Source organism: Streptomyces sp. NPDC006235, from assembly GCF_040613735.1.
Classification (GTDB): domain Bacteria; phylum Actinomycetota; class Actinomycetes; order Streptomycetales; family Streptomycetaceae; genus Streptomyces.
In genome coordinates, this window is record NZ_JBEXSR010000095.1 from 1,874 (window position 1) to 3,193 (window position 1,320).

Below are 1,320 nucleotides of genomic sequence, written 5' to 3' on the forward strand. Positions count from 1 at the left end.
CGCAATGACACGACTTCGGCGGTACGCTTGAGCCCCGCTACATTGTCGGCGCGGAATCACTAGACCAGTGAGCTATTACGCACTCTTTCAAGGGTGGCTGCTTCTAAGCCAACCTCCTGGTTGTCTGTGCGACTCCACATCCTTTCCCACTTAGCGTACGCTTAGGGGCCTTAGTCGATGCTCTGGGCTGTTTCCCTCTCGACCATGGAGCTTATCCCCCACAGTCTCACTGCCGCGCTCTCACTTACCGGCATTCGGAGTTTGGCTAAGGTCAGTAACCCGGTAGGGCCCATCGCCTATCCAGTGCTCTACCTCCGGCAAGAAACACACGACGCTGCACCTAAATGCATTTCGGGGAGAACCAGCTATCACGGAGTTTGATTGGCCTTTCACCCCTAACCACAGGTCATCCCCCAGGTTTTCAACCCTGGTGGGTTCGGTCCTCCACGAAGTCTTACCTCCGCTTCAACCTGCCCATGGCTAGATCACTCCGCTTCGGGTCTTGAGCGTGCTACTAAAAACGCCCTATTCGGACTCGCTTTCGCTACGGCTTCCCCACCCGGGTTAACCTCGCAACACACCGCAAACTCGCAGGCTCATTCTTCAAAAGGCACGCAGTCACGAGAATGAAGACAAGTCTTCATTCCGACGCTCCCACGGCTTGTAGGCACACGGTTTCAGGTACTATTTCACTCCGCTCCCGCGGTACTTTTCACCATTCCCTCACGGTACTATCCGCTATCGGTCACCAGGGAATATTTAGGCTTAGCGGGTGGTCCCGCCAGATTCACACGGGATTTCTCGGGCCCCGTGCTACTTGGGTGTCTCTCAAACGAGCCGCTGACGTTTCGACTACGGGGGTCTTACCCTCTACGCCGGACCTTTCGCATGTCCTTCGCCTACATCAACGGTTTCTGACTCGTCTCATGGCCGGCAGACCATGAAAGAGAGATCCCACAACCCCGTATACGCAACCCCTGCCGGGTCTCACACGCATACGGTTTGGCCTCATCCGGTTTCGCTCGCCACTACTCCCGGAATCACGGTTGTTTTCTCTTCCTGCGGGTACTGAGATGTTTCACTTCCCCGCGTTCCCTCCACACTGCCTATGTGTTCAGCAGCGGGTGACAGCCCATGACGACTGCCGGGTTTCCCCATTCGGAAACCCCCGGATCAAAGCCTGGTTGACGACTCCCCGGGGACTATCGTGGCCTCCCACGTCCTTCATCGGTTCCTGGTGCCAAGGCATCCACCGTGCGCCCTTAAAAACTTGGCCACAGATGCTCGCGTCCACTGTGCAGTTCTCAAACAACGACCAGC

General features: G+C 56.7%; 1 rRNA gene (running past one end of the window). It reads right to left on the reverse strand.

The features are described 5' to 3' along the window. Positions 1-1,276: ribosomal RNA gene (locus ABZ192_RS42960) — 23S ribosomal RNA — on the reverse strand (its annotated part extends 1,873 nt beyond the left edge of the window); the annotation flags it as partial. Positions 1,277-1,320 lie beyond the last annotated feature (44 nt).